Origin of the sequence: Methylosinus sp. LW3 (assembly GCF_000527115.1) — a bacterium.
GTDB lineage: Bacteria > Pseudomonadota > Alphaproteobacteria > Rhizobiales > Beijerinckiaceae > Methylosinus.
In genome coordinates, this window is sequence record NZ_AZUO01000001.1 from 2,173,738 (window position 1) to 2,199,780 (window position 26,043).

21 protein-coding genes are annotated in these 26,043 nt (G+C 66.5%); 8 read left to right on the forward strand and 13 right to left on the reverse strand.

Annotation, left to right across the window (positions count from 1 at the left end; genetic code table 11):
- The first annotated feature begins 121 nt into the window (after positions 1-121).
- On the forward strand, positions 122-1,927 hold the full coding sequence (locus tag METLW3_RS0111045; protein ID WP_024879972.1) for a methyl-accepting chemotaxis protein: 1,806 nt from the start codon (positions 122-124) through the stop codon (positions 1,925-1,927).
- Between the two features lie 100 nt (positions 1,928-2,027).
- Here the strand turns inward: METLW3_RS0111045 and katG are convergent, their stop codons facing one another.
- Entirely contained in the window at positions 2,028-4,205 is a 2,178-nt protein-coding gene (gene katG / locus METLW3_RS0111050; RefSeq protein WP_036308832.1) for a catalase/peroxidase HPI, read from the reverse strand.
- Positions 4,206-4,395: 190 nt separating this feature from the next.
- Here katG and METLW3_RS0111055 point away from each other — a divergent pair, with 190 nt between their 5' ends.
- Positions 4,396-5,307, forward strand: a complete 912-nt coding sequence (locus tag METLW3_RS0111055) for a hydrogen peroxide-inducible genes activator (protein WP_024879974.1) — start codon at positions 4,396-4,398, stop codon at positions 5,305-5,307.
- A gap of 76 nt (positions 5,308-5,383) precedes the next feature.
- A complete protein-coding gene (locus METLW3_RS25455) occupies positions 5,384-5,884 on the forward strand; it encodes a CinA family protein (protein ID WP_036290872.1) in 501 nt (166 codons plus the stop codon).
- Here the strand turns inward: METLW3_RS25455 and METLW3_RS0111070 are convergent.
- Positions 5,869-6,339 (reverse strand): SRPBCC family protein, encoded by a 471-nt coding sequence (locus METLW3_RS0111070; RefSeq protein ID WP_024879976.1) that lies wholly within the window; start codon positions 6,337-6,339, stop codon positions 5,869-5,871. The genes METLW3_RS25455 and METLW3_RS0111070 overlap by 16 nt on opposite strands.
- Positions 6,340-6,454: 115 nt before the next feature.
- On the opposite strand from METLW3_RS0111070, the gene METLW3_RS0111075 reads away from it, so the two are divergent.
- Positions 6,455-6,859 carry a DUF488 family protein gene (locus tag METLW3_RS0111075; RefSeq protein ID WP_024879977.1) on the forward strand — a complete coding sequence of 135 codons (405 nt, stop codon included), beginning with the start codon at positions 6,455-6,457 and terminating at the stop codon, positions 6,857-6,859.
- Here the strand turns inward: METLW3_RS0111075 and lipA are convergent.
- The 4 genes from lipA to METLW3_RS0111095 form a co-directional block, all read right to left on the reverse strand.
- Positions 6,786-7,760, reverse strand: coding sequence for a lipoyl synthase (lipA, locus tag METLW3_RS0111080; protein WP_024879978.1), 975 nt, complete (start codon positions 7,758-7,760; stop codon positions 6,786-6,788). The genes METLW3_RS0111075 and lipA overlap by 74 nt on opposite strands.
- 7 nt (positions 7,761-7,767) lie before the next feature.
- A complete protein-coding gene (locus METLW3_RS0111085) occupies positions 7,768-8,076 on the reverse strand; it encodes a hypothetical protein (protein WP_157096050.1) in 309 nt (102 codons plus the stop codon).
- A gap of 201 nt (positions 8,077-8,277) precedes the next feature.
- The gene (dnaE, locus tag METLW3_RS0111090) at positions 8,278-11,745 is read right to left on the reverse strand and encodes a DNA polymerase III subunit alpha (RefSeq protein WP_024879980.1); all 3,468 of its coding nucleotides are present in this window, start codon (positions 11,743-11,745) and stop codon (positions 8,278-8,280) included.
- A gap of 212 nt (positions 11,746-11,957) precedes the next feature.
- Positions 11,958-12,299: a phasin family protein gene (locus tag METLW3_RS0111095; protein WP_024879981.1), complete on the reverse strand. Its 342-nt coding sequence runs from the start codon at positions 12,297-12,299 to the stop codon at positions 11,958-11,960.
- 266 nt (positions 12,300-12,565) lie between these two features.
- On the opposite strand from METLW3_RS0111095, the gene METLW3_RS0111100 reads away from it, so the two are divergent.
- A complete protein-coding gene (locus tag METLW3_RS0111100) occupies positions 12,566-14,248 on the forward strand; it encodes an SPOR domain-containing protein (RefSeq protein ID WP_024879982.1) in 1,683 nt (560 codons plus the stop codon).
- Positions 14,249-14,305: 57 nt separating this feature from the next.
- On the opposite strand, the gene METLW3_RS0111105 is transcribed toward METLW3_RS0111100, so the two are convergent.
- On the reverse strand, positions 14,306-15,031 hold the full coding sequence (locus METLW3_RS0111105; RefSeq protein ID WP_024879983.1) for a DnaJ domain-containing protein: 726 nt from the start codon (positions 15,029-15,031) through the stop codon (positions 14,306-14,308).
- A gap of 12 nt (positions 15,032-15,043) precedes the next feature.
- The gene (locus METLW3_RS0111110) at positions 15,044-15,748 is read right to left on the reverse strand and encodes a hypothetical protein (RefSeq protein ID WP_036290878.1); all 705 of its coding nucleotides are present in this window, start codon (positions 15,746-15,748) and stop codon (positions 15,044-15,046) included.
- A 178-nt stretch (positions 15,749-15,926) separates the two neighbouring features.
- On the opposite strand from METLW3_RS0111110, the gene METLW3_RS0111115 reads away from it, so the two are divergent.
- A complete protein-coding gene (locus tag METLW3_RS0111115) occupies positions 15,927-16,481 on the forward strand; it encodes a DUF2478 domain-containing protein (RefSeq protein ID WP_024879985.1) in 555 nt (184 codons plus the stop codon).
- Here the strand turns inward: METLW3_RS0111115 and METLW3_RS0111120 are convergent.
- Together METLW3_RS0111120 and METLW3_RS0111125 are read right to left on the reverse strand one after the other, a co-directional pair.
- Entirely contained in the window at positions 16,460-17,410 is a 951-nt protein-coding gene (locus tag METLW3_RS0111120) for a DUF817 domain-containing protein (protein ID WP_024879986.1), read from the reverse strand. The two genes, METLW3_RS0111115 and METLW3_RS0111120, sit on opposite strands and share 22 nt — an antisense overlap.
- A gap of 8 nt (positions 17,411-17,418) precedes the next feature.
- Positions 17,419-18,477, reverse strand: coding sequence for an amino acid ABC transporter substrate-binding protein (locus METLW3_RS0111125; RefSeq protein WP_245267311.1), 1,059 nt, complete (start codon positions 18,475-18,477; stop codon positions 17,419-17,421).
- Between the two features lie 97 nt (positions 18,478-18,574).
- On the opposite strand from METLW3_RS0111125, the gene metC reads away from it, so the two are divergent.
- Both metC and METLW3_RS0111135 read left to right on the forward strand, forming a co-directional pair.
- A complete protein-coding gene (metC, locus tag METLW3_RS0111130; protein ID WP_024879988.1) occupies positions 18,575-19,759 on the forward strand; it encodes a cystathionine beta-lyase in 1,185 nt (394 codons plus the stop codon).
- A gap of 109 nt (positions 19,760-19,868) precedes the next feature.
- Complete coding sequence (locus METLW3_RS0111135; protein ID WP_024879989.1) at positions 19,869-20,123, forward strand: hypothetical protein; 255 nt, start codon at positions 19,869-19,871, stop codon at positions 20,121-20,123.
- 117 nt (positions 20,124-20,240) lie between these two features.
- On the opposite strand, the gene METLW3_RS0111140 is transcribed toward METLW3_RS0111135, so the two are convergent.
- Genes METLW3_RS0111140 through METLW3_RS0111150 form a run of 3 tightly spaced genes read right to left on the reverse strand, consistent with a single transcriptional unit; the run spans position 20,241 to position 26,043 of the window.
- Positions 20,241-22,337, reverse strand: coding sequence for a membrane protein (locus tag METLW3_RS0111140; protein ID WP_024879990.1), 2,097 nt, complete (start codon positions 22,335-22,337; stop codon positions 20,241-20,243).
- Entirely contained in the window at positions 22,334-25,114 is a 2,781-nt protein-coding gene (locus METLW3_RS0111145) for a DUF4159 domain-containing protein (RefSeq protein ID WP_083967030.1), read from the reverse strand. Before METLW3_RS0111145 ends, METLW3_RS0111140 begins: the two co-directional genes overlap by 4 nt.
- The gene (locus METLW3_RS0111150) at positions 25,114-26,043 is read right to left on the reverse strand and encodes a DUF58 domain-containing protein (protein WP_024879992.1); all 930 of its coding nucleotides are present in this window, start codon (positions 26,041-26,043) and stop codon (positions 25,114-25,116) included. Before METLW3_RS0111150 ends, METLW3_RS0111145 begins: the two co-directional genes overlap by 1 nt.

The window sequence follows — 26,043 nt, forward strand, 5'->3', positions numbered from 1 at the left end:
CTAGAAAACCGTCACAGAACCGTCATATAAAATAACGACGTATCGATCTCGGAGTTAGCTGTTTCGAAACGGGAGCTCGGGCATTGTGCCGCGTCTTTCCTCCACGCGGCTTGTCGAACAGATGAAATCGAGCATCGCACGCAAGCTCGGCGGCGTCATCACGCTGCTCGGCGCTCTCGCTTTATGCCTCTCCCTCTTCGCCTTCTGGCAATCGCGTCTCCACGCGCGACAGGCGAATGCGATCGAGGCGGATTATGCCTATGTCCTCGAGGTGCGTGGGCTCGCGCAATCCGTGCAGCATGTGGCGATCCTCGCCAATGCGGTCTTCTCCTCGGACGACAAGAGCGAGGTGCAGAAGAAGCTGGGGGTTCTGCGTCGGGCGCTCGATGATCTCGGTCAGTCGGCCGACGCTCTCGCCTCCCGCGCCGGCGGCCGGATGTCGGAGCAGCAGAAGACGAAGCTCTCCCTCGCCATACGAGAATTCATCGCCTATCAGAACGACACGATCGAGCTCGGACTGACGATCTCGCCAAAGGCCGCGCTGGTCCAGGCGAATGACGAGGCGACGATCGCCAATCGCGGCCAGATGATCGCAGAAATGGACGCCTTCGTCGGCGACACGCTCGGGCGCCTCTCGGCCAATCGCCGAGCGGAAGAAGAGCGCCGGCCCCGGGACGAAGCGTTGACGCTGGCCGTCCCGGCCACCGCCACCGCGCTCGCCATAATCGTCGCTTTCTGGATCGTCGCGACACAGATTCGCGCGCCGCTGGAAACGATCGCTCTGGCTCTGAAGCGTGCGGCGGAAGACGATTTCGACGAGAACATCCCTTTCGTCGATCAGCGCGACGAGATCGGCGACATGGCGCGGGCGCTCCGCGCTTTCGAGGCGGCCGCGCAAGAGAAGCGGCGTCTCGAGCGCGAGGCCGAGTCCCAGCGCCGCTTGACGGCCGAGCTGCGCGAGACCGGCGACGGCGAACGCCGTCGCGCCGCCGACGAGCAGGCGGCGGTGGTCGCCGCTCTCGCGCATGGGCTCGAGCGGCTCTCCGGCGGCGACTTCACCTCGAGGCTCGACACGCCCTTCGCGCCGCAATACGAGTCGCTTCGCGCCGATTTCAATCAGGCCGTCGAGAAGCTGAGGCGCGCCATGATCGCCGTGGCGAAGAATTCCCAGGCTGTTCTCGAGCGGACGACGGAAGGGGCGCGCGTCGCCGACAGCCTCGCCGAGCGCAGTGAGCAGCAGGCGCTCGAGCTCGCCAAGGCGGCCGTGGATCTCGGCGCCTCGACCTCCGCGATCGAGCGCACTGCGGACACGACAGCCGAGGTTCGCGAATTCGTCAACCGCGCCAGCGAGGCCGCGCGGCGCGGCGGCGAGGTCCTTCGCGACACGATCGCGGCGATGAGCGCGATCGAGGATTCATCCGGCCAGATCGGCCGGATCGTCGATCTCATCGACGAAATCGCCTTTCAGACCAATCTTCTCGCGCTCAACGCCGGCATCGAGGCGGCGCGTAGCGGCGAGGCTGGTCGTGGCTTCGCGGTGGTCGCCTCCGAAGTGCGCGCGCTGGCGCAACGCGCGCTCGAAGCGGCCAAGGAAATCGGGGCGCTCGTCGAAACCGCGCAACGGCAGGTCGGGATCGGCGTCGGTCTCGTGAGCGAGACGAGCCGCACATTGAGCGAGGTCGTCCAGCTGACATCCTCGACCGATGCGCTCGTCGCCAATGTCGCGGCCGCGGCGAAAGAACAATCCGCCAGCCTCGGCGAAATATGCATCACCGTCGGCAAAATCGACAAAGCGACGCGGGAAAACGCGGCGATCGCAGCCCGCTCTTCCGGCGCGAGCGCCGATCTCGCCGAGCGGACGCGCGAATTGATCGATCAGGTCGCGCGGCTGCGCGTCGTCGCGCACGCCGAGGCGCGTGCGGCCTGAGGCGCGCCGCTGTTTCGAATGGAAAACAGGGAATTATGTCAATAGCCGAGCGTCGCACGGGGCTCTCTCCCCGCGCCATGCGCGGGGAGAGAGCTGTGCGTCAAGACTTGTGCAAGTCGAAGCGGTCCAGATTCATCACCTTGACCCATGCGGCGACGAAGTCGCGCACGAGCTTCTCCTTCGCATCGTCAGAGGCGTAGACTTCCGCGACGGCGCGCAGCTCTGAATTGGAGCCGAAAATCAGATCGACGGCGCTCGCCGTCCATTTGAGCTCGCCGCTCTTGCGGTCGCGGCCTTCGTAGACGCCTTCCGTCTCGGCCGACTTTTTCCATTGCGTGGACATGTCGAGCAGATTGACGAAAAACTCGTTGCTCAGCACGCCCGGCCGCGAGGTGAGGACGCCGAGCCGCGAATTCCCCTCATTCGCGCCGAGGACCCGCATTCCACCGACGAGAACGGTGGTCTCGGGGACGGTGAGCTCCAGCAGGCTCGCGCGATCGACCAAGGCCTCCGCCGGCGATTTCTCGCCGCCTTTGGCGAAGTAGTTGCGAAAGCCGTCGGCCTTCGGCTCGAGAACCGCGAAGGATTCGACATCCGTCTGCGCCTGCGTCGCATCCGCGCGCCCTGTCGAGACCGGAACCTCGATCGTGACGCCGGCCTTTTTGGCGGCGTCCTCGATCGCGGCGCCGCCGCCGAGCACGATGAGATCGGCGATCGACACGCGCTTGCCGTCGGCGCGGCCCTTGTCGAAGCCGGCCTTCACCTCCTCCAGCGTCTTCACGACCTTCGCCAGCTCGGCGGGGTCGTTGACGGCCCAATCCTTTTCCGGCGCGAGGCGAATGCGCGCGCCATTGGCGCCGCCGCGCTTATCCGTGCCGCGGAACGAAGCCGCCGAGGCCCAAGCCGTGCGGATCAGCTCGGCGTCGGTGAGGCCCGAAGCGAGGATTTTCGACTTCAATCCGGCGATATCCGCGGCCTCGATCGGCTTGTAGTCGATCGCGGGAACGGGATCCTGCCAGATCAGCTCGTCCTTCGGAACCAACGCGCCGAGATAGCGCGCGCGCGGCCCCATATCCCTGTGCGTCAGCTTGAACCAAGCCTTGGCGAAAGCCAGCTTGAACGCATTCGGATCGTCATGGAAGCGCTTGGCGATCTTGGCGTATTCGGGGTCGAATTTCAGCGCCAGATCGGTTGTGAACATCATCAGAGGATGCGCCTTGCCGGGCTCGTGCGCATCGGGGACGATGTCGTCGGCATCCTTGGGCTTCCACTGCGTCGCGCCGGCCGGGCTCTTGGTCTTGACCCACTCATGGCCGAAGAGATTGTCCAAATATTGCGTGGTGAAGGAGACCGGATCGACCGACCAGGCGCCTTCCAGCCCGCTGGTGATCGTATCCGCGCCCTTGCCGGAGCCGCAACGATTGGCCCAGCCGAGGCCTTGCGCCTCGATCTTCTCTCCCGCCGGCGCCGGGCCGACGCATTTGGCCGGCGATTTGACGCCATGCGCCTTGCCAAAAGTGTGGCCGCCGGCGATCAGCGCGACAGTCTCCTCGTCGTTCATCGCCATGCGGCCGAAGGCTTCTCTTATGTCCTTGGCCGCGGCGAGCGGGTCCGGCACGCCATTCGGCCCCTCGGGATTGACATAGATCAGGCCCATTTGGACGGCGCCCAAGGGCTTTGCGAGCGCGCCGCTCTTGTCGCGATTATTGCCCATGAATTTGGGCGCCCCCCAATAGACGAGATCAGGCTCCCAATCATCGCTGCGGCCGCCGCCGAAGCCGAAGGTCGCAAAGCCCATCTTCTCCATGGCGACATTGCCGGTCAGCACCATGAGATCGCCCCAGGAGAGCTTCTGGCCGTATTTCTTCTTCACCGGCCACAGCAGCCGACGCGCCTTGTCGAGATTGGCGTTGTCCGGCCAGCTGTTGAGCGGCTCGAAGCGCTGCTGCGCCCCGCTCGCGCCGCCGCGGCCGTCGTGGATGCGATAGGTTCCCGCGCCGTGCCAGGCCATGCGGATGAAGAATGGGCCGTAATTGCCATAGTCGGCCGGCCACCAGTCCTGCGACGTCGTCAAGACCGCCTCAATGTCCTTCTTCACCGCGGCGAGATCGAGCGTCTGAAACGACTTAGCATAGTCGAAATCCTTGCCCAGCGGGTTCGATTCCGCGGCGTTGCGGCGCAAGGGCGAGAGATCGAGCTGGTCCGGCCACCAGAATTGATTGGAATGTGGCGCGCCCTCGGCCGAGGCGGCCAGCGTCGCGCCGACGACGATCGCCATCGCCGCGGCGGTCGTCCGCAGAAATCGCCGTAAGTCAGCGTGAGAACGTGACTTTCCAGCGCTCGTCACCATCTTTTCCGTTGCATTCGGCATTGCTTTCCTCCTCGTCGACGCCCCCGCTGAGCTTGCTATAAGACGCGAAATCGATTAGGTAAAATTCGAAATTCTTCGTCATCGATCAGGAAAACTGATGATCACGACCAAGCAGCTCCGCTATTTCGAGGCCCTCGCCCGCACCGAGCATTTCGGCAAAGCGGCCGATCTCTGCGCCGTGACGCAGCCGGCGCTCTCCATGCAGATCAAGGAGCTGGAGGTCGAGCTCGGCACGCAATTGGTCGAGCGGCGCGGCAAGCTGGTCATATTGACCGCTGCGGGCGGGGAGATCGCCAAGGTCGCCCGCCGAATCCTCGCCGATATTTCGGAGCTGGAGACGATGGCGGATCAGAATTTCTGTCCGCTTCGCCTCGGCGTCATCCCGACCGTCGCGCCCTATATTCTGCCGACCTTGTTCGACGCGCTCGGCGGCGGCGCGGCGGATCTGCGACCTCTGCATATTCGCGAGGCGCAGACGGCCACATTGCTGGCCGAGTTGGACGACGGCCTTCTGGACCTCGTCATGCTGGCGACGCCCGTCGATCCAGAACTCGACTCCATGCCGCTCTTCGAGGATCGTTTCTTTCTCGTCGCTCCTTTGAACGGATTGCCGGAGGAAGCCGGCTCCGTCAGCGCGGAAACGCTGAAAGCGCAAAGGCTTTTGCTGCTCGAGGACGGCCATTGCCTGCGCGATCAGGCGCTCAGCTATTGCGAGAGCCGCAATGTGCTGAACATCGACACTTTCGGCATGACCAATCTGACGACGCTGGTTCAGATGGTCTCGGCGGGCATGGGCTGCACGCTGCTCCCGGAGATGAGCCTGCCGATCGAAACGGCGAGAGGAAGCGTCCGCGTGCTGCGGATCGAGCAGCCGGAGCCGCGCCGGATCATCGGGCTCGTCTGGCGCAGATCCTCGCGCCGCGGCGACGAGTTTCGCGCCCTCGGCCGCATGATCGTGGCCTCGCGAAACGCGGCGCTCGAGGGCGCAGCGGCTCTGTCGGAGACCTAGCCTGTCGGCTCGACGGCGGAGTCCGATCCGGCCTATCTATGGGCTGGACGCCTCATCACACCGAGCGAGCCTGCTCATGACCGCCCCCGATCTCTCTCGCCTCGCCGAGCGCCTCCTCGATCTCTGCCGCGCGCAGTCTCTGCGCCTCGCGACCGCCGAATCCTGCACCGGCGGGCTCGTCGCCGGGGCGATCACCGATATCGCCGGCTCCTCGGACGCCTTCGATCGCGGCTTCGTCACCTATTCCAACGCGGCCAAGGAGGAGATGCTCGGCGTCCCGCACGAGATTCTCGAGCGCTATGGCGCCGTCAGCGCCGAGACGGCGCGGGCCATGGCGAGCGGCGCGGTGGAGCGCTCCTTCGCCGATATCGCCGTCTCGATCACCGGCATAGCCGGCCCGGGCGGCGGCAGCGCGGAGAAGCCCGTGGGCCTCGTCCATTTCGCCTGCCTGCGCAAGGGCTTTGGGGTGGAGCATATCGAGCGCCGCTTCGGCCCCGAGACGCGCGAGGCGATAAGGGAAGCCTCGGTCGCCCAAGCGCTGGAGCTGATGATCGCTGCCGCTCAGCGGCGGCCGTAGACCTCGCCGGCGCGCTTGACGAAAGCGTCCGAATATTTGTGGAAGGCGGAGTCGAACATCGCCCCCATCACCAGCCCCAGCGTGCGGCTGCGGAACTCGTAATTAATGTAGAAATCGACGACCGAGCGCGCGCCGCCCTCCGGCCCGCCCGGCTCGTCGGTGAAGGTCCAGCGGTTCTCGAGCTTCTTGAACGGGCCGTCGACATATTCGACGAGGATCTCGCGCTTGTTCGGGTCACAGGTCACGCGACTGGTGAAGCGCTCGCACACCGCCTTGAAGCCCACCTGCATCTCCGCGAGGATGACCTCCACCCCCTCCTCCGTCGTGCTGCGGCGGCGCACGCGCAGCGCCTCGCAGAGCGGCACGAATTTCGGATAGGATTCGACATCCCTGACCAGGGCGAACATGTCGTCGGCGCGGAAATTCACGCGGCGGCGGTTGCGGAAGCTCTTCATGGGCGAAGCTATTACCACTATTGCGGAAGGCGCGAAAACGGCCTTTTCGTCCGCGCGACGCGAGCGCCTCGCGCCCTATGTCGCTCCCCAGGGGGCTTCGACCCTGAGGAAAAGCATGTTCAAGATCAAGCGCGCCTATGAGCCGGCGAGCGCTGCGGACGGCAAGCGCATCCTCGTCGACCGCCTGTGGCCGCGCGGACTCTCGAAAGCGAAGGCCGCGCTCGACGAATGGGATCGACTCGTCGCGCCGAGCGACGCTCTGCGCCGCTGGTACGCCCATGCGCCGCAGCGCTGGCGGGAGTTCAAGACCCGCTACGCCAGCGAGCTGCGCGAGACCTGCCCGCAGGAGCTGAAACGTCTGCGTGCGCTCGGACGGGGCCACGTCGTGACGCTTCTCTTCGCCTCCCGCGCGCCGGAGATGAACAACGCCGCCGCGCTGAAGGAGATCATCGAGACGCGGCGAGCCTCTTCTCTCGCAGCCGCTCGAAATCCGCGCCCGCATGGTGCGAGGAGCGGGTGAGCGGCGAAGCCGAAACCATCGAGAAGCCTTTGGCGTAGGCGATCGTCGTGAAAGCCTCGAATTCCTGCGGCGTCACGAAGCGAACGACCTCGTGATGCTTGCGGGTCGGCTGCAGATATTGGCCGATGGTGAGGAAGTCCACATCGGCCACGCGCAGATCGTCCATCACCTGGAGGATCTCGTTGCGTCCTTCGCCGAGCCCGACCATCAGTCCGGATTTGGTGAAGATCGTGGGATCGAGCTCCTTGACCCGCTGCAGCAGCCGAAGCGAATGGAAATAACGAGCGCCCGGCCGCACCGTCACATAGAGCGACGGCACGGTCTCGAGATTGTGGTTGAACACATCCGGCCGCGCGGCGACGACTTTTTCCAGCGCGCCGTCCTTGCGCAGAAAGTCCGGCGTCAGCACCTCGATCGTCGTCGTCGGACAGGCGACGCGTATGGCGCGGATCGTCTCCGCTATATGCCCCGCCCCGCCGTCCTCGAGATCGTCGCGGTCGACCGAAGTGACCACCACATGGGAGAGGCCGAGCTTGGCGGTCGCCTCCGCCACCCGCTCCGGCTCGGTGGGATCGAGCGCGGACGGCAGGCCGGTCGCGACATTGCAGAAAGCGCAGGCGCGCGTGCACACCGACCCCATGACGAGGAAGGTCGCGTGCTTTTTCTCCCAGCACTCGCCGATATTCGGGCAGGAGGCCTCCTGGCAGACGGTGGAGAGTCCGCCGCCGCGCAGGATCGCCCCGGTCTCGCGCCAGGCCGCCGAGCCCGGCGCCTTGACCCTGATCCACTCCGGCTTGCGCGCCAGCGGCGTATCCGGCCGATGCGCTTTTTCCGGATGGCGGACGGCGGCCGCTTCACGCTTGCGCGGGTCGTCGTTGAGAAGATCGAGAAGGACGGTCATGGCTTGCCTAATGTCTCGGCCTTTGGTCCGGCCGGAGGGGAGTTCCGCCGTCGACTCGCGCCCAGAGCGAGACGCTGATTATGGACCCGAGCAGGCCGGCGAGGAAATGGCCGAGCGAGGCATCGAGAGCGAGCCCGCAGAACTCGGCGAATTGCGCTCCGAGCCACGCGCCGACGACGCCGATCGCCATATCGGCGAAGAGCTGATCGGAGCTGCGCAGCAGGGCGCCGACGAGCCAGCCGCCGAGCGCGCCGATGACGACGAGGGGCAGAAAGCCCGCGTCGAGCCTTCCGAGAAAAGCGATCGCAGCGTCCATTTCCGCCATCCCGATCGACCGGGCGCCGCATCACGCGGTCCCTGTTCCAAGATAGGAGCCTCGCGCCCCGACAAGAAGAGGCGCGGCGTCGCAGGCTGCGGCCAGATCGCCCAGGCGAAGCTTCATATCAGATATATTACTTAGTTATCTCAATAAATAAGCACTAATACCTAATGCCTTAGATGAGCTATATCCCACGCCTCACACATGCTCCACGGCGAGCACGCCGGGGATTGTCTTCAGCGCCCCGGCGACATCGGCCGAGACCGAATATCCGCCCGGCAGCTTGATCTCCACCTCGCTCGCCATGCGCTCCAGCGCCACGACGATCGACACCTCGCCCTCGCCGCGCGTCGTCAGCCGCGACTTCAGCGCATCGAGCGGCGCGGCGTCCTGAAGGAAGATGCGCAGCCCTTTTTGCGCCTTGGCGGCTGCCGCCGCGAGCGGCTGCACCTCGGTGATGCGCGCCCGCACATCCTCGCCCTCGAGCGCGGCGGAGAGCGTCACCAGCACGGTCGCGCCCTTCTCCAAAAGGTCACGATACTGGTTGAGCCCTTCCTGAAACAGGATCGCCTCATATTGCCCGCTGTCGTCCGAGAGCTGGACCACGCCCATTTTCGAGCCCGATTTGGTGCGCCGCTCGGCGCGGTCGAGCACCACCGCGGCGAGCCGCCCGGCGCTCGCGCCGCGCTTCACCGCGATGATGAACTCCGCCCAGCGCGTCAGCCGCAGCCGGCCGAGCACGCTCGCATAGGCGTCGAGCGGATGGCCGGAGAGGAAGAAGCCGGCGGCGTCGAATTCGCGCTTCAGCTTTTCCGACGCGGTCCAGGGCTGGCTCTTGGGCAGGACCAGATCCTCCTCCGCCTCCGCGCCGCCGAACAGCGCGTTCTGCCCGGCCTGCCTATCCTCGGCGCAGCGATTGGCGCAGGCGAGCACAGTCTCGATCGCGCCGACGACGCGGGCGCGGTCGGCGTCCAGCTCGTCGAAGGCGCCGCAGCAGGCGAGATTCTCCAGCACCTTCTTATTGACCTCGCGCGGATTGATCCGTCGCGCGAACTCCGAGAGATTGCGGAAAGGCGCGGCGCCGCGCGTGCGCACGATCGACTCGGCCTGCCCCTCGCCGACGCCCTTCACGGCGGAGAGCGCATAGCGAATGGCGAGATTGCCGTCGGCGCCGGGCGCGACGTCGAAATCGACGCCCGAGCGGCGGATGGAAGGCGGCTCCACCGCAATGCCGAGCCGCCGCGCCTCATTGCGGAATTCGGCCAGCTTGTCGGTGTTGCCCTTGTCCAGCGTCATGGAGGCGGCCAAAAACTCCACCGGATAATGCGCCTTGAACCAGGCCGTCTGATAGGCGATCAGCGCATAGGCCGCCGCATGGCTCTTGTTGAAGCCGTAATCGGCGAATTTCGCCAGCAGGTCGAAGATATCGCTGGCCTTTTGCGCCGTGAGCCCGCGCTCCACCGCGCCGGTGACGAAGCGCTCGCGCTGGGCGTCCATCTCGGCCTTGATCTTCTTGCCCATGGCGCGGCGGAGCAGATCGGCCTCGCCCAGCGAATAGCCGGAGAGCACCTGAGCGATCTGCATCACCTGCTCCTGGTAGATGATGACACCGAATGTCTCCTTTAAGATGTGCTCGATCTTGGGATGGATGTAATCGGGCTCCTCATCGCCGAGCTTCACCGCGCAATAGGTCGGGATATTGGCCATAGGACCCGGCCGGTAGAGGGCGACGAGAGCGATGATGTCCTCGAAATGATCGGCGTGCATCTCGACCAGCGCCTTGCGCATGCCCGCGCTTTCCAGCTGGAACACGCCCACCGTCTCGCCGCGCCCGAGCATTTCGTAGGTCTCTTTGTCGTCGAGCGGGATGCCGGCGAGATCGAAATCCGGCGCGCGCCGGCGCACCAGATCGACGGCGGTGGCCAGCACGGTCAGCGTCTTGAGGCCGAGGAAGTCGAATTTGATGAGGCCGGCCGGCTCCACCCATTTCATATTGAACTGGGTGGCCGGCATATCGGATTTGGGATCGCGATAGAGCGGCACCAGCGCGTCGAGCGGCCGGTCGCCGATGACGACGCCAGCGGCATGGGTCGAGGCGTTGGAATAGAGCCCTTCGAGCGCCGCCGCGATTTTGAACAGGCGGGCGACCTTTCCGTCCTCGTCGATCGCCTCGCGCAATTTCTGCTCGCCGGCGACGGCCTCGGCCAAAGTCACCGGCTTGGCGGGGTTCTGCGGCACCAGCTTGGCGAGCTTATCGACCTGCCCCAGCGGCATTTCCAGCACGCGGCCGACGCTGCGCAGCACGCCGCGCGCGAGGAACGAGCCGAAGGTGATGATCTGCGCCACCTTCTCGGCGCCATAGCGCTCGCGGACATAATCGATGACCTCGCCGCGTCGCGTTTGGCAGAAGTCGATGTCGAAATCCGGCATCGACATGCGTTCGGGATTGAGGAAGCGCTCGAAGAAGAGGCCGAAGCGCAGAGGATCGAGATCGGTGATGGTCAGCGCATAGGCGACCAGCGATCCGGCGCCCGAGCCGCGCCCCGGCCCGACCGGAATCCCTTGTGATTTCGCATATTTGATGAAGTCCGAGACGATCAGGAAGTAGCCGGGAAAGCGCATCTTCTCGATCGTGTCGAGCTCGAATTCGAGGCGCGCGTCATAGGTCTCGCGCGTCTGCCCCGGCGCGGGCGGCTGCACGAGGAGGCGCGCCTCGAGGCCTTCCTTCGCCTGCCGGCGCAATTCGCGCGCCTCTATATCCTCGAGGGATTCCCCGCCCCCTTCCCCGTCCAGCATGAAGCGCGGCATGATGGGCTTACGCGTCAGCGGGCGGAAGGCCGCACGGCGCGCGATCTCGACCGTCGAATCCGTCGCCTCGCGGAGATCGGCGAAGAGCTCGCGCATCTCCTTGCGCGTCTTGAAATAGTGCTGTGGCGAGAGCCGCCGGCGCTCGGCGACGCTGGTCACTGTGCCCTCGGCGATGCAGAGCAGCGCGTCATGCGCCTCGAAATCCGCCGCCGTGGCGAAAAAGGGCTCGTTGGTGGCGACCAGAGGCAGGCCGCGCCGATAGGCGAGATCGAGCAATTGCGGCTCGACGCGCCGCTGCTGATCGAGGCCGTGGCGCTGAATCTCGACATAGAGCCGGCCGTCGAAGAGCGGCAGCAGCGCCTCGAGACGGGCGAGCGCCTGCTCCGCCCTGCCCTTGGCGAAGAGCGTGTCGATCCCGCCCTCCGAGCCGCCGGTGAGGGCGATCAGTCCCTCGCTGCTCGCAGCGAGGCTCGCCAGCGAGACATGGGAGGCCTCGCCCTGCTCCGGCTCGAGATAGGCGCGCGAGGCGAGCCGCATCAGATTGGAATAGCCCTGCTCCGACTGCGCGATCAGCACGATATGGCCGCGCCCGTCGGAGCCGCCCGCCACGTTCTGAGTTCCGTCGCCGAAATCGACATTGAGCTGCACGCCGGGGATCGGCTGCACGCCGGCTTTGGCGGCCTTTTCCGAAAACTCCAGCGCGCCGAAGAGATTATCGGTGTCGGTGACGGCCAGCGCCGGCATCTGGTCCTTCTGGGCCAGATCGATGACGCGCGAGAGGGTCAGCGCGCCCTCGCGCAGCGAGAAAGCGGTGTGAAGATGTAGATGAACGAAGCCGACTGCGTCGATCGCGCTCATTTCGACCGCCTCCTGCGACGCCTCTCGCGTCCCCGGCGATCATATCGCGCCGCAGCGCCGGGATTCGCAACTCGCGCGTCGCGCCCCCTGGATTTTACGCACAGGCTTGGTGATTCTACTGCGGCGCCGCAGAGCCGATAAATGAAAAGCCGGGCGGAGGAGGTCCACCCGGCTTTTCCGAGACTCTTGTCGAGGACGCGTCTGGCCGGCGATTACTCGCCCGCGGAATAGACTTTCGTCGCCGCCGCTTCGACCGGCTTGAACGCTTCCTTCGCGAGGCTGGAATAGAGCTCGCCGAGCTTGGTCGCCTCGGCCACGAAATCCTCGTACGCGCCCTTGGCGTAATCCGACTGCAACTGGAGGGCTTCGTCGATCTTCTTGACGCCAATCAGCTTTTCAGCGAGGAGGCGGCTCTTTTCGAAGGACTTCTTCGAATAGTCGGTCGTCTCCGCCGCAATGGTCTGCCAGCCCTTGGTGAGGGCCGCCGTCGCCGCGGACACGGCTTCGAATTGCTCCTTGCCCAGCTGCTGAACGCTTTCGAAAGTGGCAACCATCGGTCTCGTCCTCGTATCGAGCGCCTTTCGGCCTTCGCCCCGTGGCGGACTCCATGCGCTCAGTTGACAGGATAAACTTATATGCATTGCACAATCGAAGTCAACGACAATGTTGCGATGCAAAACCACAATCCCGAACGCCTTTCGCCTTAACCAGGGGGTAACCTCGCATCGGTAAGATTGTAATCATGTGACTTTTCGGCAACGCCCACGCTGACCGGGCCGCCGCGAGCGCATGATGGGGCAAGTGAGCGGGATCAGGATAGATGACGAAGCGTGGCGTCGCCGGCGGGCTCGAGCGTTGGAAGTGGGTAGCGGCTCTGACGGCTCTGGCCGCCCTATCGGCGCTTTTCGCATTTCCGGCGGAGGCCAGACGTCATCATCATTCCGGCCGCGCCTATCACGCGCGTCACTCCTTCATCCATCACGCGGCGCACCATCGCCGCGGCGGCGCGCATCTCGCCCATGCGGCGCGGCGCGGCCATTCTGAGGCCGGCGGCGGTCCCGCCTTCGCCGCGATCGTGGTCGACGCCAATAGCGGTCGCACGCTCTATGCGCGCAATGAGCACGAGCTGCGCCATCCCGCCTCCGTCACCAAAGTGATGACGCTCTATCTTCTGTTCGAGCAGCTCGAGAAGGGAAGGCTGCGGCTCGACTCGCCGCTCGTCATTTCCGCCCATGCTGCGTCGCAGGCGCCGACCAAGCTCGGCCTCGCGCCCGGCCAGACGATCGACGTCGAGAGCGCCATCAAGGCCGTCGTCACCAAATCGGCGAACGACATCGCAGCGGCCATCGCCGAGAATATCGCCGGGGACGAGGAGAGCTTCGCCGAGATGATGACGCATAAGGCGCATCAGCTCGGCATGGGCCGCACGCATTACGCCAACGCCTCCGGCCTGCCCAATGACGAGCAGATCACCACGGCGCATGATCTCTCCGTGCTCGGCCGCGCGATCCAGGACCGCTTCCCGCGCTATTATCACTATTTCTCCACCCACGCCTTCGTCTGGCGCGGCCAGTCGCACCGCAATCACAATCATCTGCTCGGGCAGATTCGCGGCGTCGACGGCATCAAGACCGGCTACACTCACGCCTCGGGCTTCAATCTGCTGACCTCGGTGCGGCGCGACGGACATCATATCGTCGCCGTCGTCATGGGCGGCCGCACCGCCGCCTCCCGCGACCGCGTGATGGCCGGCCTCATCTCCGAGCATATCGACGACGGCGCCCCTGTCCGCACGGCGCGCGCCATCACCGAGGGCGAGCCCGCTCCGGCTCCGATCGCTCGCGTCGAGGCCGCCGAGGAGGAGAAGGACGAGGCGCCTGTCGTCGCGGCCGCCGTCACCGCTCCTGCTGCGCCCGCCCCGCGCGTTGCGCCGGCGATGGCGCTCGCCTCGGCGCCGCCGCTTCTCGCCGTTCCGACGCCCGTGCGCGGCGATAAGATTCGTCCGGCTTTCGTCGCCGGCGGCCAAAAGGCTGCGGAGCCGGCGCAAGAACGCGGCGCTCGCCATCAGCCCGAACCGACCCGGCGTGACGGCGTTCATGCGACGGCCGATGGATCGACCGCCGCCAAGGCCGGTCATGGAACGAAGGTCGCCTCGGCGACGACGCCGACCGCTCTGCCGGCGCGCATGTCCGACGCCGATCGCACGCTGGTCGCCCGCAGCGATCGCGCGGAATTGTCCAAGGCCGATCAGGCGCGTCCGATTCACTCGGGCTGGATGATTCAGATCGGCGCCACCGACGACGCCGAAAAGGCGCAGCAGCTGCTCTCGCGCGCCCGCGCCAAGGGCGTGCCGGCCACGGCGAAGGCCTTCACCGAGAAGGTGCAGAAAGGAAGAGGGACGCTCTATCGCGCCCGTTTCGCCGGGCTCGAGGAGAAAAGCGCGGAGACCGCCTGTCGCGCTCTGAAGCGCTCGGGCTTCTCCTGTTTCGCGACGAAGAATTGATCGACGGACCTTATTTTTTCCAAAAAGCGACGCGCATTGAGCGAACAAGGCCGAGCTTCAATGATGATGACGACGCATGAGGACATCTTTGGCTTCGTTCACCCGAGCCGCGAGATCAGTCGTCCCGCCATGGTCCGGATGAAGCTTCTTCATCAGATCGCGATGCGCCCGCGCGATGTCCTCGCGCGCCGCTCCCTTTTTGAGGCCCAGAATTTCATAGGCCTCATCTTCCGAAATCGTGCCGCCGCGGCGGCCTGGTCCGACGCCGCCCGTATCCGCTCCCCGCGAGTCGCGTCCACCGTCTCGTGTCTGACGCCAGCCGGCAAACCGGCGGTCGAGATACACCTCTAGAAGACGCGCGCCCTCAGGATCGACGCTGCGGCAGTGGCGGTAGAGCTCCATCACCGCCGTCCGCGTCAGCGCGTCGAGCCTTTTGCCTTCGTCCTTGCCGGCGAGAATGGCGCCGCGAATGGCGCCGCTCGCATGATCGAGCTCCATCTCGATCATGGCCGAGCGCACGCGCGAGACGCCGGCCCCGGCAGTGCCGTGACCAAAACGCTTCACCCCGCGCGAGAAAGCGCCATAGAGCCACATGCCGGCCGAGGCCAGCAGCAGGCCTATGTCGATGCGCCCGCGCAGAATGAAGAACAGGCCGAGCGCGATCGTCGCCGCGCCGCCCCCCTTGCGAATGATGCGGGCCATGGCCGCCGGCGAAGCGCGCGTGAACATGCGCAATCCGTAGAGCGCGAGCACCAATGCGAGAAATCCGATCAGAACCGGCATGAAGCGGGCTCCTCACCCCATTTGTGACAAAAGAAGACGTGCAGCGTCTTCGCCTTTTGTAGCGCGCCGTTCGAGCTCGGCCAGCCCGCCCGCCGCATAAGCCGCCGCAGCGGACAAAAGCTCGGCGAGACGGCGCGGCGCCGAGGCGTCGAAAGCGGCGTAGGCTCCGCCGGTCAGCCGCGCGATCTCGCGAAAGGCGGCGCCGGCCTGCGCATCGGCGCCCTCGTGGAACATGAAGGCCTTCACGCCGAGAAGGCCAAGCCTGCCGGCGAGCTCACAGAGCTCGTCGGCATTTTCCTCCATCGCGTCGCCGACGAAGACGAGAGCGCCGATGCGACGCGCGCTCGTCTCCTCGAGCGCATGGCGAAACACTTTGCCGATCTGCGTGCGGCCGCCGCGGCAAGAGATTTTCGCCATCAGCGCCGCGAGCCCCTGCCCGCCGCCGACGAAGCCCGATGCGCGGCACTCGCCGAAGCCGCGAAAGAACACGAGCTGGACATCGAGCCCGCCGAGCGCCGCCGTCTCCTCGAACATGCGGCCCTGCAGCGATTGCGCGAGATCCCATGTCGGCTGGCGGCTCATGGTGGCGTCGAGCGCGAAGATCAGCCGGCCCCGCTCGGCCGCAGCGCCGACGCGCCGCGCCTCCCGAATGAACGCTTCCACCGCCTGCGCCCGCGCAGAGGGAGAAAGCGGCGCATTGCCTCGTTCATCGCTCACGGCTGTTCACGTCGCGTCCCTGACCGTTTATATCAGATCGGTCGCCGCCCCGGAATGACAAGAGGCGCGAGCCTCGCCGAGCAAGGCCGGCCCGCTCCGCCGATCACGCGAGGATAGGCGAGTCCGCCGCGTCTTTCGACAGAAATCGCGACGTGAGGCCCTTACCGGAAAACCCGAAATGACCCTTTATGCTTCCTTGCCTGCAACGGCGCCGATCGCCGCCCTTCCCGGCGAGCCGAGCGCTCAGGCGCAGGCGCTGATCGCCGATTTCGCGCAGCGTCTCGCCGAGAGCGGAGCGCGCGTCGCCGGCGTCACTCAGGCGCGCATCCTCGACGAAGCGACCGGCCGCAGCCGCATCGTGCTGCGTGACGTCGCCGATGGCGCGCTCTATGCGATCTCGCAGGATTTGGGGGCCGGCTCGGTCGCCTGCAATCTCGACTCGAGTGAATTGGCGCTCGCTTGCGCATCGATAGAGCGGCGCGTCGCCGAGGGCGTCGATCTCGTCGTCATCAGCAAGTTCAGCAAGCAGGAGGCTTCGCGCGGCGGCCTCGCCGACGCATTCCGCGCTTCCATGCTGGCCAAGGTTCCCGTGGTGACGGCGGTGTCGCCGCATTACGTCGAGGAGTGGCGCCAATTCGCCGGCCCTCTGGCGGAGTTCCTCGCGCATGATCTCGATGCGCTCTTCGCCTGGTGGGAGCGCGCGCAAAAGGCTCAGCTCACAGGCGCGGAATGATCCGCCAAGCGGCGGCGATGACGCTCGCGTGAAAGCTCCAGCGGCTCGGCGTCCGGCTCGCGCGGCTGCTTGACCGCGATGACCAGCGCATAGCTCACGATCTGCAACAAGAACCATGAGCCGAGCTTGGCCGCGCCGACCGGCGACCAGACCGCGAGCTGGCTCGGATAGAGCCATGTGCGCGTGAAGGTTCCGATATTCTCGGCGAGAAAGATGAAGCTCGCGGCGAGCAGCGCCGCCAGCAGCAGCGGCATCGACCGCCAGCTATGATGCACGCGGTAGAAAATCCAGGTGCGCGCAAACAGCGCCGCTGTCCCCGCGTACAGCGCGATCCGCAAATCCCACAGGTAATGGTGCAGGAAGAAATTGGCGTAGATCGCCACGGCGAGCGTGGCGACCATCCAAATCGGAGGATGGCGGATGAAGCGGAAATCGAACACCATCCAGGCGCGCATCATATAGCTGCCGATCGCCGCATACATAAAGCCGGTGAAGAGCGGAACGCCGCCGATGCGGAAAAAGGCCGGATCGGGGTAGATCCAGGAGCCGACCGCAGTCTTGAACACCTCCATCGCCGTGCCGACGAGATGAAACAGCAGGATCACCTTGGCTTCCTGCAGGCTCTCGAACCGCGTCGCGAGCAGCAGCGCCTGAATAGCGAGCGCGGCGAGGAAGAGAAAATCATAGCGCGCGAGGACAAATTCGCGCGGATAGAAGAAATGCGTCGCGATCAGCAGCCCAACCATCAGAAAACCGAACAGGCACGACCACGCCTGCTTCACGCCGAAGCGTAGAAACTCGTACGTCAGGCGCCGCAATGGCCGCTGCGACGCCCAGCGCGCGAGGCGCGCCTCGGCGATGGCGAAACGCGCCAATGGCGCCCATTGCGCCGCCGCGCTGGCGCGAGGATCGAGAAAGTCCGGCTCCATATTCCCGCTTACCGCACCGGCGGCGCATATATCAGCCCGCCCTTGGTCCACAGCGCGTTGAGCCGGCGCTCCAGGCCGATGGGCGAGCCGGCGCCGAGATTGCGCTCGAAGACCTCGCCGTAATTGCCGACATGCTTGACGATGCGATAGGCCCAATCGGCCTCGAGCCCCAGCCCGTCGACGCGGCCGCCGTCGACGCCGAGCAGGCGCCGCACGCGCGGATCGGCCGATTTCAGCTGCTCATCTGCATTGGCGGAGGTCACGCCCAGCTCTTCCGCATCGACCATGGCGAAATGCGTCCAGCGCACAATGTCGAACCATTGGTCGTCGCCTTGCCGCACGATGGGGCCGAGCGGCTCCTTGTCGATGAGCTCGGGCAGAATCGCATGTTCGGCGGGCGCGGCCAACTCTTGCCGCTTGGCGGCGAGCGTCGAGAGATCGGCGGTCAGCGCCTCGCATTTGGCCTCGGAATAGGCCTTGGCCGCCTCCTCGAATGTCGGGAACAGCTTGGGCTCGATCGGCTTCACGCCCTCGCGATGAAAATCGACGAGATCGAGCTCGAAGGGCGTACCCTGCTGCACGCAGACGGAGAGGCCGCCGAGATCGCGCAGCGCTGCGACGGATTTTTTGCGCGCGAGAAATCCCTGTCCGTCGAAAAAGCTGATCGCCGCATAGGAGAGTCCCTGCCCGGCGTCGCGCGCCAGAGTCCAGGCGGCGCCGCGCGCCAGGAGATCCACGACTCCCGATTGTAGCGCCTTCACGCGATCCTTGGCGGAGAGCGTCACGAAGCGCATTTTTTCTGGATCGTCGAAAATGGCGGCGGCGAGCGCGCGGCAGAAATCGACGTCGAAGCCGCTCCAGCGGCCGGCCTCGTCCTGATGCGCGAAGCCCGGCAGGCCATTGCTCGCGCCGCAGATCAGAAAGCCGCGCTTTTGCGCTTGCTCGAGCGTCGAGGCGTCGGCGCCGGCGGCGAGCAGCAGAGCGCCCGCGATGAGAATGTTGCGGAACAGGCGAGAGATCATGTCCGACTCTGGATTGGGCTCGGGCGACCGGCGATCATTGGACAATTGCTCCTCTTTCGCCCATGTCCTGCGCGAACAGTCTATACTGCGGCGCGGACGAAGCCGCCGCAATTGCGTTCGCAGAAAGGCCGATGAGCGAGACATGAGCGAGACTAGAGGACAATCTGGGCGAAAAAAGAAAAGCCGCACCCGCCTGGTCCACGCCGGGCGCGAGCCCTCCGAGCAATTCGGCTTCGTCAACACGCCGATCTATCGCGGCTCCACCGTGCTGTTTCCCGACACGGCGTCCCTGCTCGCCAATCGCGGCGCCTATACTTACGCCACCAAGGGCACGCCGACGACGCGCGCGCTCGAGGAGGCTTGGATCGACGTCGCCGGCGCGGCGGATGCGGTCGCCGTCCCCTCCGGCCTCGCTGCGATCACCCTCGCTCTGCTGACGGCGCTGAAGGCCGGCGACCATCTGCTCGTCACCGATTCCTGCTATCTGCCGGCGCGCATGTTCTGCGACAGCGTGCTGAAGCGCCTCGGCGTCGAAACGACCTATTACGATCCGCGCATCGGCGCCGACATCGCCGCGCTGATGCGGCCGAACACGACGGCCATTTTGACCGAGTCGCCCGGCTCGCAAACGCTCGAGGTGCAGGACATTCCCGCCATCGCCGAGGTCGCCCATGCGCGCGGCGCCTGCGTCGTCCTCGACAACACTTGGGCGACGCCGCTCTTCTTTCCGCCGCATGAGCGCGGGGTCGATCTCGCCATAGAGGCCGGCACCAAATATCTCGCCGGCCATTCCGATCTTCTTCTCGGCCTCGTCTCGGCGAATGAGAAATGGGCCAAGCGTCTGCGCGCCACCTACAACGCCTTCGCCATCTGCCCCGGTCCCGAGGATGTCTTTCTCGCGCTGCGCGGCATGCGCACAATGGAATTGCGTCTGCGCGAGGCGGAGCGCGCCGGCCTCGAGATGGCGCGCTGGCTCGCCGAGCGCGAGGAGGTCGCCGAGGTGATCCATCCCGCTCTCGAGAACCACGCCGACCACGCTTTGTGGAAGCGCGACTTTCTCGGCTCGACCGGATTGTTCTCCTTCATCTTGAAGCCGGTTCCGTCGGAGGCCGTCGCCGCCATGCTGGATGGGCTCGAGCTGTTCGGCCTCGGCTATTCCTGGGGCGGCTTCGAGAGCCTCGCTCTGCCCTTCGATTGCGGCTCCTATCGCACCGCGACTGAATGGGCGCCCGGCGGTCCGGCGATAAGGCTCTCGATCGGGCTCGAGGATCTGGACGATCTGAAGGAGGATCTCGACGCCGGCTTGGCGCGGCTGCGGAGAGCGTAAGCATCGCATTGAATAGGTAGTTCCCCTTGATTTCGCATATGCGCGAAAACGCATACCTAAGCAGCAAGCGCGACGGAGTGTCGCGGGCGGACTCGAGGGGAGCAGTTCGATGCGTGACGGAGCTTTCGATCTGACGCCCACCTCTAATGAGGCCATGTTCGGCGTGCGGCCTTCGGCGCAGCATGAGGCGCTGCTGGCGTCCTATCTTCTCGGGCTCGGCCATGGGCCGGCCGTGGTGCGCGACCTCATTGTCGCCGATCTCGACGGCTTTCTGGATCTCGGGCTGAAGCGCCGCGCGGCGGATCAGCTCGTCGTGCTGCGCGCCTTTCTCGCGCGATTTCCAGAAATGACGCGCTCGAGCTGATCGCCCCTCTTGCGCAGAAAAAATCAGCTCCTATTCTCTTCATAGATCGAGCGCCGCGAGCGCGGCCGCTCGCATGAGACGCCCCGACCTCGGATGAACAGGCGGGGCGTTTTCGCGTCAGCGCCGTCCTTCCCAGCCCCGTCCTTCCCAGCCCCAAGCCAGCACGATCATGCCGAGCAGCGCCGCGAGGCCCCAGAGGCCGATCGCGAGCGGCGCCGTCTCGACGCCCTTGAGCTCGCTCGCGCCAGTGCGCTTCACGCCGATGTAATCGGCGCCGCCGAAGACCGAAGCTTCGCGCATCTCCACCACGCGCGGCAGCGTGACGGCGCCGCTCGCGTCTTTCGACAGACGTCGCACCGTGCCGCCGCTTGCCTCGGCGAGAGGCTTCAGCTTCTCGGTGGTGGAGACCACCTCGCGAAACTCGCGCGGATTCTCCGGGCCGACATTGACCAGCGCCGTCAGCTCGCCGCTCTGAAAGCGATAGAGCCCCATCTCCTTCGCCGCATGATGCGCGCGCGCGAGGCCGGGCTCGGCGGGCGCGAGCGCGATCTGCGACGTCGCGCCGGAGGGCGTCGTCATCGTCACCGTGTCGATCTTCTCCTCGAGGCTCTGGCGCTCGATGGCGATGTCATGGCCGTGGGCGCTGGCGCGCAGAGCCTCCTCCTCGAGATCGGGCTCCTTCATCAGCCAATGAGCGAGGCGGCGCATCAGATCGACATGCGGGCCGCCGCCCTCATAGCCGCGCGCCCACAGCCACATCTGATCCGTGAGCAGAGCGGCGACGCGACCCTTGCCCTCACGTGAGAGCACGAGCAGCGGCTTGTCATTGGCGCCGGTGAGGATGGAATTGCCCTTCACCACTTCCGCATCGACCTGGCGGAACCAATCGCCCCAGGCGGGAGGATTGCTCCGCGCGCCCTCTAGCCCGCGCGTGACCGGGTGCTTCTCGCCATCCTTGCTCACATGGGCGCGAAAGGCGCGCTCATAGAGCGAGCCGTCCGGCCGCGCCGGAATGATGCTCTCCAGCGGCGAATAATAGAGCCCCTGCACCGTCGCGAAATCCGGCCCCGTCGCGACAAGAAAGGCGCCGCCATTGTCGACATAGTGGAGGATGTTGTCGAAATAGACGGAGGGCAGGATCGTCTGGTTCGAATAGCGATCGAAGATGATGAGATCGAACTCGTTGATCTTGCGCCCGAAGAGATCGGCCGTCGGAAAAGCGATCAATGAGAGCTCGTGCGGCGGCGTGCCGTCGAGCTTCTCCGGCGGCCGCAAAATCGTGAAATGCACGAGATCGACATTGGCGTCGGAGCGCAGAAGATTGCGCCAGCTGCGCTCGCCGGGATGCGGCTCGCCGGAGACGAGCAGAACCTTCAGCTTGTCGCGCACGCCCTCTATGGTGACGACGGCCTTATTGTTGACGGCGGTCAGCTCGCCGGGCAGCGCCTCCACCTCGAGCTCGACGACATTGGCGCCGCCATGCTCGACGCGCAGCGGAATGTCGACGATTTCGCCGGCCCGCGCGACGATGGGCTCGAGCGCCTGCCCGTCGCGGCGCGTCGTGATGACGACCGGCTCCGTCCCGCCGAGATTGCTGTCGACGACGCGGGCGCGGATCGTCTGATCCTTGCCGACAATGCCGAAGCGCGGCGCCTCGACCAGCTCGAGCCTGCGGTCGCGCTCGCCCTCATGGCCGGTGACGAGCACATGCAGCGGCGCCTTGAAGCCGAGCGCGGCGGCGTTCGCCGGAATGTCGTGAACGATTCCGTCCGTCACCATGATCGCGGCGCCGATGCGCTCGCGCGGAACGTCCTTCAGCCCCTCTTCCAGAGCCTGGAACAATCTCGTCCCGTCGGCCTCGGCGCCGGGACGTGCGGCGTCGATGAAGCGCGGCTCTATATCGCCGAGCTTTTGCAGCGCCGGCTCGAGCGCCGCCTTCGCCGCCTCGGTCTGCGCCATGCGCTCGCCGAAGCTCTGGCTCTCGCTGCGATCGAGCACGATGGGAACGATTGTCCTCAGAGGCTCGCGCTGCTCGCGCACCAATGAAGGATCGGTGAGCGCCAGCAGCACGAGCGCCAATGTCGCAAGGCGCAGCGGCGCGCCGCGCCCGCCGGCGCGCAGAGACAAAAGCGCGATGATAATCGCAGCCACGCTCAGCGCGGCGAGCGCGGGCCAGGGTAGCAACGGCGTGAAGGAGAGGGACAGCTCGCTCATTGGCCGAGCCGCTCCAATAGGTCGCGGACATGGACCTGATCGGATTTGTAATTGCCGGTCAGCGTGTACATCACCAGATTGACGCCGCCGCGTATGGCGAGCTCGCGCTGACGCGCGCCGCCGGGCGTCAACGTGTAGAGCGGCTGGCCATTGCGATCCGCCGCCCAGGCGCCGGCGAGATCATTGGAGGTTATCACCACAGAGGACACGCTATCGGTCGCGCGCACGGGGCGCGCGGGATCGTCCTTGCTCTCTGGCGGCAGCGCCTCGACCCAGGTCTTGCCGTTGATCGTGCGGCCGAAGAAGCCGTCGAGCAAATAGAAGGTCTTGGTGATGACATGATCGCGCGGCGTGACTTCGAGCGGCGGAATGTCGAGATTGCGCGTGAGATCGCGCAGCCATTGCGTCTCCGGCGTCGGCGGCCCGCCCTCATGCGCGGTGAGCGCGTCGCGCGTGTCGAAGACAATGGTGCCGCCCTGCTTCAGATAGACGCCGATCTTGGCGACGGTCTGCGCCGAAGGCAGCGGCGCGGAAGCGACGATCGGCCAATAGAGCATGGGATAGAAGGCCAATTCGTCGCGCGCGGGATCGACGCCGACGGGCGCTCCAGGCGCGAAGGATGTGCGCTGATTGAGCGCGCGCGATAGAGCCTCGAGGCCGAGCTTGCTGGTCTCGTCGACGCGCGCGTCGCCGGAGACGACATAGGCGAGCCTTGTGGTCAGCGCCGCCTCGCGGTCGCGAGGCGAAGCGGCGGTGGGCGCGTCCTTGGCGCGAGCGCTCTGCGGCGCGGCGCTCAGAACAGCGAGCGCGCAAAAAGCGCCCAGGGCGATCGGCGCGGCGCGGCGCAATGCGCCAGACATTGACAGCAGGATCAGCCAATCGGCGAGCAGCGCGATAAAGACCAGCGCGAGCAGAAAGGGGCGCAGATCGATCGGCGCGCCGGCGCGCAGCGCTGAGACCGAGAGCCCCTGCCCGGCGAAATCGAAGGCGCGCAATTCGTCGCTCGCGCGCAGCGGCTGCACGGCGATGGGCGCATCGGCGGCGCCATAGAAGCCGGGCGGATGCTCGCGGCCGGAGCCGCCGTCATAGTCGCCGGCGATCGGCCGGGCGGTCGGCGGCGGCGCGCCGAGACGGCCGCGTCCGTCCAGAGTGACGAGCGGCGCCAGAGCCGGCGCATCGCTGCGCGGGCCGTCCTCGGCCCGGCGTGCGGCGGCCTCGCCGCTCTCGGCGGCGATCCTGTGCAGCATGTCGATGAAGAGGCCGGAGATCGGCAGATTGGACCAAGCGGCGTCGGCGCTCACATGAAACAGCACGATGAGCCCTTTGCCGCGCCGCTCGGCGGTGACGAGCGGCGTGCCGTCGGTGAGCGCGGCCCAGGTCTTGGCCGGCAGGCCCTGCTCCGGCTCGGCGAGAACCTGCCGCGTCACTGTCACCTCCTCGGGAACCGCGAGCCCGTAGAAAGGACTCGCCGGATCGAAGGGCGCGAGCTTCTTCGGCGTGTCCCAGGACATGGCGCCGCCGAGCACGCGTCCGTTGCGCCGCAGGCGCACGGGGGTGAGATCGTCGCCGGCGTTGGCGAGGCGCGCGCCGGCGAAGCGCAAGAGCACGCCGCCCTCCTCGACGAAACGGACCAGCGCCTCATGCGCGTCCGGCGGCAGAGCGCCGACATCGGCGAGGGCGACGATATTGGGCTGCTCGGCGATGAGGCCGGGCAAAGGATCGGCGGCGCCCGGCCGCGGCTCGCGCACCTCGGCGAAAGGCGCAAAGGCTTTTTGCAGATAATATTGCGGCTCCAGCAAAGGCTGCGCGAGATCGGCGCTCACGCCGCTCAGCACGGCGACGCGGCGAATCTTGGAGCGACCGTCGAGCAGCGCCACGGCGCCGGCCGAAGCCTCGCCGTCGAGGCGCAGCAGCGAGGCCTCATTGCGCAGCTCGATCGGCAGATCGAAACGCGCTTTCGCTTTTTCTCCCGCGCCGAAATCGAAATGCGCCTGCGCCAGCACGCGTCCCTGCTGGTCGAAGGCGGAAACGGAACCCGACGCCGGGGCGGCGGCGGAGGCGCGCGCGACCTCCACCTCGAGGCCGGCGGCGGCGTTCTGCGGCGCGAGAAGCGCGCGCGGAACATGATCGCTGGTCAGCGTCTCGACATTCGCGCCAGCGGCGGCGGCCGAGGTCAGCGCTTTGGCGAATTGGCTCGCCCCGCCCTGCGCCAATCCATCGGCGATCCAGACGATGCGCCCATGCGGATGGGCGGCGGCGAATTCGGCGAGCCGGGCGGCGGCGGCGGCGCGGTCCGGCGCATAGGGCTGCGGCGTGAGCGCGCGCAGGCGCTCGTCGATCTTGCCGCCGTCCTCTGGCGTCGGCGCGGCGTCGGCCTGCGACATGGGCAGCAGAGCGATCGTCGCGCCGGAACGCGCGGCGTCGGCGGCGAGAGCGCGCGCCGCCTCGAGGCGGGCGTCGAAATCCGGCGCCGCCGCCCAACCGTCGTCGATCGCGATCAGCAGCGGCGCGCCGGAGAAGGAGGCGGTCGCCGTCGGCGTGATCGCCGGGCCGGCCATGGCCAGAACGGCGAGGCCCGCGAGCGCGAGGCGCAGCGCCAATAGCCACCAGGGCGTGCGCGCGGGCGTCTCCTCGCGGCGCAGCAGATCGAAGAGCAGGCGGATCGGCGGGAAGACGATCTCGCGCGGGCGCGGCGGCGTCACCCGCAGCAGAAAATAGATGGCGGGCAGAGCGAGCAGCCCGATAAGCGCGAGCGGCGCGGCGAAGGTGAGGCCCATCAGACGCGCTCCAATCCAGAGGCGAGCGCGAAGCTCAAAGAAAGCGCCGCCTCCGCCGCAGGCCGGTCGGTTCGGTGGATATGCAGCGAGAAGCCGACATCGGCGGCGGCTTTGGCGATCTCGTCCCTATGCCGCGCGAGACGCTCGACATAGGCCTCCCGCCAGGATTGGGCGCGGCCGGCGCGCAGCTGCGCGCGACTGTCCGTGTCGAGAAAGATCGTCTCGCCTTCGAAGGGGAATGTCTCCTCCACCGGATCGGCGATCATCAGCAGCGCGCCCGCAGCGCCATTTCCCGCGAGCGTCGTCAGACGTTCGGAAAGCGCCTGCGGATCGCAGAGGAAGTCGGAAATGAGCAGAGCCTTGGCGCCGCCGGGCAGAGCCGCCGCCTCCGGCAATTCGCCGCGCGCCGCGCCGCCTGCTGCGACGAGCGCCTGCGCGAGTCGCTCGATGATATCGCGCGTCGACATGGGGTGGGTGAGGCCGAGCAGCCCGATCCTTTCGCCGCCGCGCATGAGCACGTCGGCGAGCGCGAGGCCGAGCGTCAATGCGCGATCGAGCTTTGGCTCCATCGCCAGAGAGGAGACGAAGCCCATGGAGGGCGAGCAGTCCATCCACAGATAATAGGAATGGGCGGCCTCCCATTCCCGCTCGCGCACGAAGAGACGGTCGTCGCGAGCGGAACGGCGCCAGTCGATGCGATGCGCCGCCTCGCCGGCGCCGAAGGGCCGGAACTGCCAAAAATTCTCGCCCGTCCCGGCGCGGCGGCGGCCATGCGCGCCGTGGACGACGGTCGCCGCCACTTCCCGCGCGCGGATGACGATATCCGGCAGCCGGCTGGCCAGCTCGGTGGCGTCTATGCCGCGGGCGCTCGGCGCGAGCCGCTCGGCAATGTCGAAAGCCTCGGTGGAAACCGCCGGTCCCGCCGCCAC